General features: G+C 72.1%; 8 protein-coding genes. 6 read left to right on the forward strand and 2 right to left on the reverse strand.

The genetic code is table 11. From position 1 onward, the window contains the following. Positions 1-122 precede the first annotated feature (122 nt). Positions 123-1580, reverse strand: a complete 1458-nt coding sequence (locus tag Sm713_RS11300) for a SulP family inorganic anion transporter (RefSeq protein WP_212909487.1) — start codon at positions 1578-1580, stop codon at positions 123-125. A 724-nt stretch (positions 1581-2304) separates the two neighbouring features. Continuing rightward, positions 2305-4497 carry a glycoside hydrolase family 127 protein gene (locus Sm713_RS11305; RefSeq protein ID WP_212909488.1) on the reverse strand — a complete coding sequence of 731 codons (2193 nt, stop codon included), beginning with the start codon at positions 4495-4497 and terminating at the stop codon, positions 2305-2307. Positions 4498-5207: 710 nt separating this feature from the next. Between Sm713_RS11305 and Sm713_RS11310 the strand changes: the two genes are divergently transcribed. The 6 genes from Sm713_RS11310 (at position 5208) to Sm713_RS11335 (ending at position 13050) form a co-directional block, all read left to right on the forward strand. Then, positions 5208-6833, forward strand: coding sequence for an ABC transporter substrate-binding protein (locus tag Sm713_RS11310; RefSeq protein ID WP_212909489.1), 1626 nt, complete (start codon positions 5208-5210; stop codon positions 6831-6833). A gap of 139 nt (positions 6834-6972) precedes the next feature. Next, positions 6973-7926 (forward strand): ABC transporter permease, encoded by a 954-nt coding sequence (locus Sm713_RS11315; RefSeq protein WP_212909490.1) that lies wholly within the window; start codon positions 6973-6975, stop codon positions 7924-7926. Beyond that, the gene (locus tag Sm713_RS11320) at positions 7923-8858 is read left to right on the forward strand and encodes an ABC transporter permease (RefSeq protein ID WP_249416230.1); all 936 of its coding nucleotides are present in this window, start codon (positions 7923-7925) and stop codon (positions 8856-8858) included. The genes Sm713_RS11315 and Sm713_RS11320 overlap by 4 nt, the downstream gene beginning before the upstream one ends. Further along, positions 8855-9859, forward strand: coding sequence for an ABC transporter ATP-binding protein (locus tag Sm713_RS11325; protein WP_212909491.1), 1005 nt, complete (start codon positions 8855-8857; stop codon positions 9857-9859). Before Sm713_RS11320 ends, Sm713_RS11325 begins: the two co-directional genes overlap by 4 nt. Positions 9860-10223: 364 nt before the next feature. Continuing rightward, on the forward strand, positions 10224-11270 hold the full coding sequence (locus Sm713_RS11330) for an ABC transporter ATP-binding protein (RefSeq protein WP_212909492.1): 1047 nt from the start codon (positions 10224-10226) through the stop codon (positions 11268-11270). Beyond that, entirely contained in the window at positions 11251-13050 is a 1800-nt protein-coding gene (locus tag Sm713_RS11335; protein ID WP_212909493.1) for a gamma-glutamyltransferase family protein, read from the forward strand. The genes Sm713_RS11330 and Sm713_RS11335 overlap by 20 nt, the downstream gene beginning before the upstream one ends. The last annotated feature ends 4 nt before the right edge of the window (positions 13051-13054 follow it).

A 13054-nucleotide genomic window follows, 5' to 3' on the forward strand; every position in this document is an offset into this window, starting at 1 on the left:
GGTGCCTCCTTCTTGGGATCCCACGTCCCGGAGGGACGCCGGGGTAGGTGCCGGCCCTCCCGGGTGGGGGGTGCGTCGTGCGCCGCGCCCGTCCGGGCGTGTGGTCCGCGGGGAGCGGGCGCTCAGGACGGAGCGAGTGACCCGATCGTGGTGCCGCGCCGCTCCGCCCAGCTCTCCAGCGTGGTGCGGCAGGCGTGGTCGAGGTGGCGCAGCTCGGTGAGGTCGAGCTCGACCGGGTGGTCGTGGGGGAGCGCTTCGAGGGTTTCGAGCATCCGGGGCAGGCGGAGGAAGGTGGCCGAACCGGAGATGGCCACGATGAGCCTGCCACCGGTCGTCTCGTGGACGTCGACGTGGACGTGGGACGTCTCCCAGGCGGACTTGACCACGGCGAGGACGAGGCCGATGAGGACCCCCTCGAACATGTTGGTGGTGGTGATGGCGATCGCGGTGGCGGCGAGCACGAGGGCCTCGCCGCGGTGCGCGCGCCACAGGGGCACCAGTTCCCGGACGGGGACGAGTTTGCAGCCCGCGTGGATGAGCACCCCGGCGAGCGCCGCGAGGGGGATGGCGCCGATCGCGTCCGGGAGGAGGGCGGCGAAGAGTACGAGCCATAGTCCGTGCAGGATGCGGGAGAGCTTCGTCCTCGCTCCGGCCTGCACGTTGGCGGAGCTGCGCACGATGACGGCGGTCAGGGGCAGGGCGCCGAGCACCCCGCAGACGGTGTTGCCCACGCCCTGGGCCATCAGTTCCTTGTTGTAGTCGGTGCGCGGGCCGTCGTGCATGCGGTCGACGGCGGCGGCGCTGAAGAGGCTCTCGGCCGAGGCGATGAGGGCGAAGGCGAGGACCGTGCCGAGCGCGGCGAGGCTGCCCAGCGCGGTGAAGTCCGCCACCCCGGGCGGCTGGACGGCGGAGAGGAGCCCCTGGACTTCGACGCGGGGAACGGACCAGCCGAACAGCGCGGTGGCGGCGGTGGCCAGGGCGACGGCGGCGAGCGGTGCGGGCACCGCCCGGGCCCCGGACGGGAGCTTCTTCCACAGGACGAGGACGGCGATGGTGGCCGCCCCGACGGCGAACGCGCCGAGGGTCTCTCGTGCGGTGGCGATCTCGGTGACCAGGCCGGGCACCTTCACGATCTTGTCGAGCCCGGAGCGCGGCTGCTCGACGCCGGCCATGGTGTAGAGCTGGCCGAAGACCAGGAGGAGTCCGATGCCGGCGAGCATGCCGTGCACGACGGCCACCGTGATCGCGCGGAAGAGCCGCCCGAAACGCAGCAGGCCCAGGAGGAGTTGCACCAGGCCGGCGATCACGACGATGGCGCCGAGAGCGCTGAGGCCGAACTCCTGGACCGCCTCGAAGACCAGCACGGTCAGGCCGGCGGCCGGGCCGCTGACCTGGAGGCTGCTGCCGGGCAGGAAGCCGACCACCAGGCCGCCGACTATGCCGGTGATCAGGCCGAGTTCCGCGGGTACCCCCGAGGCGACGGCCACTCCCACGCACAAGGGCAGGGCGACGAGGAAGACGACGAGTGAGGCGAGGACATCGCGCCGCAGGTCCCCGGGCGTGAGGTCACCGGTGGGCAACGCACGATCGTTCACGGCACAGGCCTTTCTCCGCGCCCGCGGGCATGCTTCAGGGCGCGTATGGGTGAGGTCATCGGTGGTGGGGGTACGTGTGACGGTGTGCCAGAAGGGCGTGGCAGCCGCAGTGGTGCGCCGTCGCCCACGCGAAGAGGTGATCCGGGGCGCGACGGCGCACGCGCCTACCGTGCGGAGTGCGCCACCACGGCACGGCGGTAGCGGTGCCGATGTCTGAGGCCGGGAAGTGACCGTGCCGACCCCCGGCCGGGGAGTGGCCGCGCGGGCCGGTGTCCGGAGCCGAGCGGAATCCGCCACCGCTCCATCAGCACATCACCCCCGAGTACGTGTGTCTCCTGGCTGGACCGGACGTGGGCCACCGCATCCGCGTGAGGCGCCGGTCCACTTGGTGCTACCGCGAACATCTCTTTGCCTGGAGATTACCTCACGGTCGGAGGTCAAGGCATAGTAAAGGCCCTACCTCATATGGGTGATTGAGGTACGGCCAAGTGTGATGCGCCCAGGCGTACGCCCTGCTTGGTGAAGGTGGGGGAGGGCGCCCGCGGGCGGTGTCCGTGCACCGCACGCACGGCTCACGGACCCACCGCCCCGGGCAAGGCGCACGCCCGCGCCCGGGGCGCCCGGTCAGGAGCGCGGGGAACGTGCCATACGGCCGTACCCCGCGCCCCGCCCCCGTCCCCGTGCTGGGGGTGCGCCACGGATCAGGTGATCAGGACGGCAGGTCCGCCCGGGCGGCAGCCCTGACCACCGCACCCCGCTCGGCCCCCGTCATCCCACCCGCGGCCACCCGAGCGTCAGCGACCCGACTCACGGAGGAGACGAGCCCGCCCCAGTTCCGGAACGGCCCCGCGTCCCACACCTCGTCGAGGAACGTGCGCCCGTCCGCGCCCGGACGGTTCTCCACCCCCGTACCGGTCGCACCGAAGACGATCTCCGGCTCGGCCCGCTTGAAGTACATGTGGTACGGGTCGGTGGTGTCGACGTAGAACGGCGCCAGGGTCAGCCCGCCCGCGGTGAACGTCATCGGCGCCCCGGCCGGCCGGAAGACGCGGCTCAGGTCCCGGCTGAGCGGATAGTCCTTGTACAGGGTGAGGTTCTGGTACTCCGTCGCCGAGCTGCGGATCACCAGCGGCACCGGGCCGTAGGCCACCCCCTGGGTCGCCGGGTCGTCGAGCGCCCGCTCGATCCGCAGCGTGAACGGCGCCGCGATCTCCACCCGGTCCCCGCTCCGCCACGTCCGGTCCACCGACACGTACCCACCGGGCCTGGCGCCGAGGTGCTGCGGGACGCCGTTGACGCGGACGGTGAAGCCCCCCTCGGTCCAGTACGGGACCCGCAGCCGCAGGTCGAGGCGCCCGGAGCCGTCCACCGCCAGCGTGCTGGTACCGGCCGGGTCGGTCGGGTACGCGGTGGACTGGCTGACCGTCAGGCCGCGCTCGGGCCAGTGCAGGGTGGACGGCAGGTAGAGGTTCACGTACAGCGTGGAGCCGTCCGCCGAACTGAAGTAGACCGAGTCCTGGAACTTCGCGTGCGACTCCAGTCCCGTGCCGCCGCAGCAGGTGCCCAGGTTGCCGTAGCTGCGGTGCGCGCCCGGGTTCGCCGGCACGAAGTACGTCAGCAACGGGTCCGTGTCGCTGGACGTGTTCCGCCGTGAGGCGAGGATCTGGCCGTACAGGGCCCGCTCGTAGTACTGCATGTACTTCGGGTCCGCGGTGTGGAAGAACAGGCTCCGGCTCAGCTTGAGCATGTTGTAGACGCAGCAGGTCTCCGCGTTGTCCTTCTGGATGGTCCTGGCGATCACGTCCCGCGCGCCGAAGATCTCGCCGGACCCCGCCATGCCGCCGTCCAGGTAGGTGCGGTGCGGCACCACCATGTCCCAGAAGTTCTTCGCGGCCGTGAAGTACCTCTCGTCGCCGGTCTGCTCGAATATCTCCAGGTAGCCCTGGTACTGCGGGATGTGCTGGTTGGCGTGCTCGCCGTCCAGCGTGTCCTGGTCGGCCACGGCCGCCTCGAACAGGTACGTGTTGTCGAAGCACTTGGCCGTCGTCAGGTACTTCTCGTCGCCGGTGAGCGCGTACAGGTCGGCCATGACCACCGGCATCGCGTTGTACTCGCCGGCGATGTAGATCTTCCACATGCGGTCGAGCTGGGTCCTGGGCAGGCGGCCCAGTCTGCTGTACGCCCAGTCGCCCATGCCGCGCACGATCGCGAACGCCTGGGCGTTGCCCGCGTGCTGGTGGGCGTCGAGCAGCCCCCGCATGATCATGTGGCAGGTGTACCAGGGTGCCCAGATCGTCGGGTAGGTGGCGTACTGCTCCAGCTTGACGTACTGCGTCTCCGGGTACGCGGCGAGGTAGCCGGCATGGCTCGGCGCCCCGGGGTCGTCCGTGCCGACCAGGGCGGCCAGCGCGTCCTGGCACTGGCCGAGCGCGGTGACCATGTAGTCGGCCTTGTCCTTGTACTTCCGCTCGCCGGTGCCGGCGTACGCGAGGCACAGGGCGCTGAGGAAGTGGCCGGCGTAGTGGCCGCGGAGGTTGCCGTCCGCCGTCTCCCAGCCGCCGGGCGGCTGCGCGCCGTGCGTGTCGAGTCCGGCGTTGGTGCGGAAGACGGCGAGCATCCGGTCGGCCGGGTAGGCGCTCAGGAAGTTCAGCACCCGGTCGCGGTTGGCCGTGAACAGGCTGGAATCCAGGGTCACTTGGGTGTTGTCGAAGGGCTTGACCACCCAGGACGCGGGGACGGGGGCGGCTCCGGGCGCCGGGGCGGATGCGGCGCCCCCGCCCGCCGCCGCGGGCGTCGCCGCGCCGGCCGCCGTCGGGAACATCGACTGGAACGCCGGGATCGCGGTGGCCAGCGCGGTCAGCCGCAGTGCGTCGCGGCGCGAGAACCCTGAAGGATCGGGCATGGTGCTCTCCTCTGTGACGGTGGATCGGTAACGGCGGAATCCGTGACGGCGGATCCGTGACGGCGGGAGGCCAGGACCGTCCGGCGCCGGGAGAGCTGAGCGCTGAGCGCTGCGCGCGGCGCGCTGCGGCCCACCCGGGCCGGCCGGCCGGGGTGGTGGCAGCCGTGGCGGTTCCGGCGAGTGCGTGCGGGGCAGGTGCGGATGGACGCCGGCAGACACGGACGGGGCCGGGCGGGTGCCCGCCGTGCCGCCGTGCGTCCCCCCGGGGAACGGGGGCCTATCGTTCGATATTTCGTCACACGTTCGAGATGCTGAGTGACAGTATGTGGCCCGTTTCTGGGGTGTCAATGGGACCGGAACTGATGGCTCATCATCGCGGGTGTCTCAGCAGAGCGTTCGTCCCAGCGAACGATTCCATACGGTATGGGAAACGCTACCGACCGCGCACGGGGCACTGGCGCCCGTGCCGCCACGCCCGCCGGCTCCCGCGCCCGTAACCTCTGAGACCCACCCAGGTAACAGGATCCCACCAGGCTTTCTGCTCGACCTTCACTGCACGGGCACTGCATGGAAGACCTCGCGGCGAGCGCGCGGCAAACTCCTGATGGCGTGACCATTGACACGCCTCTGGTGCAGTCCTAGCCTCGCCGTGTTCGATCTACGGAACGGATGGTTCGTTTCCGTGTACCGCACTGAGAGGCTGATTCCGTATGGCCGAACGACGAGCCGGGGACCGGTTCGCGATACCTGGGGACACCACCCATCCGGCGGCGCGGCCGGCACGCACGACCGGGCGCCTGCGCGGGCGCGCGACGGGTGCGGGAGCTGCCGCCGCCGCGGCGCTGCTCCTCGCCTCCTGCTCCACGCCGGGGTCCGGCTCCTCCTCCGAGACGTCCCCGAACACGCTGGTCGTGTCGACGCCCACGGAGCCCGACAGCCTCGACCCGACGCTGGCCAACACCTTCGCCGCCCGGCTCGTCTTCACCAGCTTCTGCGAGAAGCTCTATGACGTCGACGCCAAGCTCCGCGTCGTCCCCCAACTGGCCGCCGCCCTGCCGAAGGTGTCCAAGGACGGCAGGACGATGGACATCGCCGTCCGCAAGGGCGTGCGGTTCAACGACGGCACCCCGCTGAACGCCGCCGCCGTCAAGACCACCCTCGACCGCGACCTCACCATGAAGGCCTCCGCGCGCGCCGGGGAGCTGGAGGCGGTCTCCAAGGTGGAGGTGCTGGACCCCTACACGGTGCGCCTGAAGCTGAAGCACCCCTCGGCACCGCTCGTCGCCCAGCTCGCCGACCGGTCCGGCCTCGTGATGTCCCCGGCGGCGCTGAAGAAGCTGGGCGACGACTTCGGCACGGCGCCGGTGTGCGTGGGGCCGTTCAAGTACCAGGACCGGGTGTCCGGCAACGAGATGGACTTCGTCAAGTCGCCCGTCTACTACGACGCCGACAAGGTGCGACTCGACGGCATCCGCTACAAGTTCATCACCAACTCCAGCGTCGCCACGGCGAACCTGGAGTCCGGGGACGTCGACGCCGCCGAGCACATCGACGCCAACGACGCCATCACCCTCAAGGGGGAGTCCGGCACCCGGGTGCTGCACTCCGACACGATCGCCTACCAGTCGCTCTCCATCAACGTCCGCAAGAACGCCGGAACCGCGCTCAGCCGCTCCTCCGACCTGCGCAAGGCGTTCGAGATGAGCATCGACCGGGATGCCCTCAACACCGCCGTGTGGAAGGGGCAGAACCTCACCGACTGCGGCCCGCTGCCCGCGCAGAGCCCGCTGCGGATCAAGCCGCACTGCACGCCGTTCGACCCCGACGCCGCCCGCGCGCTGGTGAAGAAGTCCGGCATCCCGCACCCGTCCATCGAGCTGATGGTGCCCACCGGGGCCGCCACCCAGCGCGAGGCGCAGGTCGTCCAGTCGATGGCGCAGGACGTCGGGTTCAAGGTCTCCGTGCGGCCCATCGACCTCGTCTCCGGCCTCGACCTCGCCCGCACCGGCAAGTACGACGCGTTCCTCGAAGGCTGGTCGGGCCGGGTCGACCCGGACGGCGACACCAACGACATCGTCACCACCGGAGGCTCGAACAACTTCTCCGGCTACTCCGACAAAAAGGTCGACGCCCTGATCAAGCAGGCCGCCAGCACCAACGACACCCGGCTGAGGTCGAAGTACTACGCCCAGGCGGTCGAGCGGGTCGGCGAGGCACGGCCGCTGCTGTACCTGTACCACAACCGCTGGTTCCTCGGGACCAGCACCAAGGTGCACGGCATCGTCTACCAGTCGGACTCCCTGCCCCGGTTCAAGACGGCCTACCTCTCGCGGTGAGTGAGATGACCCAGCCGCCGCCCGCGCTCCCCGACGTGCCGCGCGCACACCCCGCCCCGTCGCCCGGTCCCCACGCACCCGCCCCGGCCACCGGCCGGGCCGGCCGGCCGACCCGTCCCCGGAAGATCCGGCAGGTTTCATGATCTGGTTCCTACTCCGCCGCACGGGCACCGCGCTGGTGACGCTCTTCCTCGCCAGCATCGCCGTGTTCCTGGGGGTGCGCGCACTGCCCGGGGACCCGGCCACGGTGCTGGCCGGCGAGAGCCCCACGCCCGAGGCGGTGGCGGCGATCAAGCAGCAGTTCGGGCTCGATCAGCCGCTTCCCGTCCAGTACGTCCACTACGTCACCCAGGCGCTCCAGGGCAACCTCGGCGTGTCCACGCAGGACAAGGCGCCCGTCACGCACATCCTCGCCGAGCGGATTCCCGTGACGCTGGAGCTGACGGTGCTCGCGATGCTCGTCGGCATCGTCGTCGGGATGCTCGCCGGCATCGTCGCCGCCGTGCGCCGCGGCACCGCCCTGGACTACGCGGCCAACGCCTTCGGCCTGTTCGGCCTGTCCATCCCGCACTTCTGGCTGGGGCTGCTCGGCATCGTCGTCTTCTCCGTCCACTGGCACGTGCTGCCGGCCTCCGGCTTCGTCGGGTTCGCCGACGACCCGGCCGGCAACGTGCAGCGGATGGTGATGCCGGTGCTGGTGCTCGGCCTCGGGCTCGCCGCGGTGATCATGCGGCAGACCCGCTCGTCGCTGCTCGGCCAGCTCTCCGCCGACTACGTGCGCACCGCCCGCTCCAAGGGCGTCAGCGGCACCCGGCAGCTCGGGCACGCGCTGCGCAACAGCCTCACCACCGTCACCACCGTGGTCGGCCTCCAGCTCGCCGGGCTGATCAGCGGTGCCGTGATCACCGAGCAGATCTTCGTCATCCCGGGCTTCGGCAAGCTCATCGTGGACGGCGTCTCCTCCCGCAACTACCCCGTGATCCAGGGCGCGGTCCTCGTCGCCGTCACCGGATACGTCGTGGTGAACCTGCTGGTGGACGTCGCCTACGCCTATCTCGATCCCCGACTGCGCACGGCTGGAGCAGCGGAATGAGCAACATGGACAACGCCGCCGTCCCATCGGGGGGCGCGGTCCTGACCGGCGGCCCGGCCACCGCGGCGGACCCGGGCGGCCAGGCGCCGCCGGCCGTCACGCAGTGGCGGCGCACCCTGCGGCGGCTGCTGCGCCGGAAGATGGCGGTCGCGGGCGCGGTGCTCGTGGTGCTGTTCCTGCTGGTCGCCCTGATCGGTCCGCTGATCACCGGCAGCCAGACCCGGCTCGGCCTGACGGACATCCTCGCGGGCCCCTCGGGCGCCCACCCGCTCGGCACCGACGACCTCGGGCGCGACGTCCTGGCCCGGCTCACCGGCGGCGCCCGGGTGTCGCTGCTCGCCGGCGTCGTCTCCACGGCCCTCGCGCTGGCCGTCGGCATCCCGCTCGGGCTCGCCGCCGGCTACTACCGCGGCTGGACGGACTCCGTCCTGATGCGGATCACCGACCTGGTGCTCTCCTTCCCCTACCTGGTCTTCGCGGTCGGCATGGCGGCCATTCTCGGCCCCTCGCTGCGCAACGTGATCATCGCGCTCGCGGTGGCGGAGGTGCCCTCCGTCGTACGGATCGTGCGCGGTGAGACGCTGGTGCTGCGCGGCCAGGACTTCGTGGCCGCCGCGGTCGCCGACGGTGCGCGGGACGCCGCCATCATGTGGCGGGCGATCCTGCCGAACATGACCAACACGCTCATCGTGAAGGCCACCGTGGCCATCCCGGCCGGCATCCTCGGCGAGGCCGCGCTCAGCTTCCTCGGGCTCGGCGTCCAGCCGCCGCAGGCGTCCTGGGGCGTGATGCTCACCAGCGCCCAGCAGTTCCTGGCCCAGGACCCGCTGCTCGCGGTCTTCCCCGGCGTCGCCATCGCCCTCACCACGCTCGGCTTCAACCTGCTCGGCGACGGGCTGCGCGACGTGCTCGACCCCAGGGAGCTGATGTGAGCCCTTCCACCCGCCCCATCCTTCAGGTCTCCGGCCTGCGCGTCACGTACCAGACCGAGGACGGTCCCGTGTACGCGGCCAAGGACGTCTCGTTCACCCTCGGCCGGGGCGAGATCCTGGCGCTGGTCGGCGAGTCCGGCTGCGGCAAGACCGCGACCGCCATGGCGATACCCCGGCTGCTCGACGAGGCGAGGACCACCATCGGCGGCTCCGTGCTGCTCGACGGCGTGGAGCTCACCGGGCTCTCCGAGAAGCGCATGCAGCAGGTGCGCGGCAAGGACATCTCCGTCGTCTTCCAGGAGCCGATGACGTCGCTCAACCCGGCGTTCACGGTCGGGTGGCAGATCGGCGAGGTGGTCCGGCGGCACACGTCCCTCACCCGCCGCCAGGTGCGCGAGCGGGTCGTGGAACTGCTCGACCTCGTCGGCGTCCCCGACGCCCGGCGCCGCGCCGGGTCCTACCCGCACGAGCTCTCCGGCGGCCTGCGGCAGCGCGTCATGATCGCGACAGCCGTCGCCTGCGACCCCAAGGTGCTGATCGCCGACGAGCCCACCACCGCACTCGACGTCACCATCCAGGCCGGCGTGCTCGACGTCATCCGGGACCTGCGCGAGCAGCTCGGCACGGCCGTCATCCTGATCACCCACGACCTGGGTGTGGTAGCCGAGATCGCCGACCGGGTCGTGGTGATGTACTCCGGCCGGCACGTGGAGCACTCGCCGACCGCCGCGGTCTTCGACAGCCCCCAGCACCCGTACACCATCGGCCTGCTGGAGGCGCTGCCCGCGAGGGCCGCGCTGCGCGGCGGCCGGCGCCGGCTCACCGAGATCCCCGGGCTCGTCCCGTCACCCGCGTCCGACCCTGACGCCTGCCAGTTCGCGCCGCGGTGCGCCCGGGTGACTTCGGCCTGCACGGCCGCCCGACCCGACCTGGACGCGGCGGCGGGCGGCACGGACCACTTGGTGGCGTGCTACCACCCGGGGCCGGGGAGGGAGTCGTGAGGGGCTGCCCCGGCCTGCCCAGGGGCGCGGGGAACTGCGCGAGCAAGGGGAGCGATGCCCGCACGTCGCCACCGTCCGAAGGGGGCAGACGCGGTCGCATCCGGACCACCGGCGGGTTGGTGGTTGCTCGCGCGGTTCCCCGCGCCCCTTATCGGGGCGTAGCCCCGCTTTATAGGGGCGCGGGGAACCGCGCGACCAGCCACGACGAGACCGTCAGGTCGTCACCGTCCCGAGGGGGCAGACGCGGTCGCATCCGGACCACCGGCCGGTTGGTGGTTGCTCGCGCAGCTCCCCGCGCCCCTTACGGGGCACGGCCCGACCGGGGCCGTCCCGTTCCCGACTACACCGGCCCCAGGAGGGACACATGAGTGACGACGACACCCCGGTCCTGGAAGTAGAGGGCCTCGTCAAGCACTACCGCGGCCGACCCGGCGCCGGCCCAGGCGCCCCCGGCGCCGTCCGTGCCGTCAACGGCGTCGACCTCACCATCGGACGGGGCGAGATCCTCGGCCTCGTCGGCGAGTCCGGCAGCGGCAAGTCCACCATCGGCCACTGCGTGGCGCGGCTGACCACCCCCACCGAGGGCCGCATACGCCTGCTCGGCCGGGACATCTCCACCATGAGCCGCCGCGAACTGCGCCCGCTCCGCCGCGACGTGCACGTGGTGTTCCAGGACGCCTACTCGTCCCTGAACCCGCGCGTCAAGATCGGCGACATCGTGGCGGGCCCGCTGCACCAGCACGGCGAGGGCGACGCCCGGGAGCGCCGGGGCCGTGCCGCCGAGATGCTGGAGCGGGTGGGCCTGGCCGCGCACACGGCCGCCCGCTACCCGCACGAGCTCTCCGGCGGCCAGCGCCAGCGCGTCGCGCTCGCCCGCGCGCTGATCATGCGGCCCCGCCTGGTGGTGGCCGACGAGCCGGTCTCCGCGCTGGACGTCTCCGTGCAGGCGTCGATCCTCAACCTCCTCCTCGACCTCCGCACCGACCTGGGCTTCTCGTGCCTGTTCATCACGCACGACCTGTCCGTGGTGGAGTTCGTCGGCGACCGGGTCGCCGTGATGTACCTCGGCAGGATCGTGGAGACGGCGACCCGCGAGGAGCTGTTCGCCAACCCCCAGCACCCGTACACCCAGGCCCTGCTGTCCGCGGCGCCCGTGCCGGACCCGGCCACGACCCGGACCAGGCAGCGGGTGGTGCTCCGCGGCGAGCTGCCGAGCCAGACGAGCCGGGTGCCCGGGTGCGCGTTCCACACCCGCTGCCCGGTCGCGATCGACCGCTGCCGCACCGACGAACCCGTCCTCACCGGCATCACCGCACCCGACCACCCGGTTGCCTGCCACCTCGTCACCCCCGAGGCCGGCGGCCCCGACATCACCCAGGGAGAAGGCGGCATTGTTCACCACGCGTCCTGAGCTGACCGGCGACTTCGGCATGGTCGCCAGCACCCACTGGCTGGCCTCGGCGACCGGAATGAGCGTGCTGGAGCGCGGCGGCAACGCGGCCGACGCCGCCGTGGCCGCCGGCTTCGTCCTCCAGGTCGTCGAACCGCACCTCAACGGCCCCGGCGGCGAGGTGCCCCTGCTGCTGTGGGACCCGGCCGAGGAGAAGGTGTCCGTGCTGTGCGGCCAGGGCGTGGCGGCGTCCGCGGCCACCGGCGAGCGGCTGTCCGGCCTCGGCCTCGACCTGATGCCGGGCACCGGCCTGCTGCCGACCGTGGTCCCGGGCTCGTTCGGCGCCTGGCTCCTGCTGCTGGAGCGCTGGGGCACCTGGTCCCTCGCGGACGTGCTGGCGCCCGCCATCCACTACGCGGACAAGGGCCACCCGCTGCTCGGCCGGGTCTCCACGGCGCTGGAGACCGTCGCCGACATGTTCCGGACGCACTGGCCCACCTCGGCGGCCACCTGGCTGCCCGGCGGTGCGGTGCCCGCGGCGGACAGCCACTTCACCAACCCCGTGCTGGCCGGCACCTGGCGCCGCCTCGTCGCGGAGGGCGAGGCCGCGGGCGGCTCCCGGGAACGCCGGATAGCGGCCGCCCGGGACGCCTGGTACCGGGGCTTCGTCGCCGAGGCCATCGGCGACTACTGCGCCACCGCGAAGGTCATGGACACCTCGGGCGAGGCGCACGGCGGACTGCTCACCGCGGACGACCTCGCCGCCTGGCATCCGACCGTCGAGGACCCGGTCACCTACGACTACCACGGGCACACCGTCTGCAAGACCGGACCCTGGGGCCAGGGCCCGGTGTTCCTCCAGCAGCTCGCCCTGCTGGAGGGCTTCGACCTGGCGGAGATGGGCCCCGGCTCCGCGGACTGGGTGCACACCGTCATCGAGGCGGGCAAGCTCGCCTTCGCGGACCGCGAGGCATGGTACGGCGACCCGAACCACACGCACGTCCCGCTCGACGGCCTGCTCGACCCCGCCTACACGGCCGAGCGCCGCCGCCTGATCGGCGACACGGCCTCCCTGGACCTGCGCCCCGGCTCCCCGGGCGGCCTGAAGCCCCGGCTGCCCCGCTACCCGGATGCCCCCGACGCGCCGGGCGCCGGCGACGGCATCGTCGACAGCACCATCGGCGCAGGCGAGCCGACCGTCGCCGCCTCCGGAGAGGTGCGCGGCGACACCTGCCACCTCGACGTCGCCGACTCGAACGGCATGATGATCTCCGCGACGCCCAGCGGCGGCTGGTTCCAGTCCTCGCCGACGGTGCCCGGCCTCGGCTTCTGCCTGAGCACCCGCGGCCAGATGTTCTGGGTGGAGCAGGGCCTGCCGAACTCCATCCGCCCCGGCGCCCGCCCCCGCACCACCCTCACCCCGTCCTTCGCGCTGCGCGACGGCAAGCCGTGGCTGGCGTTCGGCACGCCCGGCGGGGACTTCCAGGACCAGTGGTCGCTGCACTTCTTCCTGAACGCGGTGCACGGCGGGATGAACCTCCAGGAAGCCATCGACGCGCCCGAGTTCCTGACGAAGGCCGTGCCCAACTCCTTCTACCCCCGCGACACGCACCCGGGGCACCTCCTCCTGGAGGACCGCTTCGATCAGGGCGTGGTCGCCGAGCTGCGCCGCCGCGGACACCGCGTGGAGACCGGCGACGCCTGGTCGCTCGGCCACGTCAGCGCGGTGGCCCGCGAGGACGGCTGGCTGCGCGCCGCGGCCAACCCCCGCGGCAACCAGGGCTACGCGGTGGGAAGGTGAACCT

The organism is Streptomyces sp. TS71-3 (assembly GCF_018327685.1).
Taxonomy (GTDB): domain Bacteria; phylum Actinomycetota; class Actinomycetes; order Streptomycetales; family Streptomycetaceae; genus Streptomyces.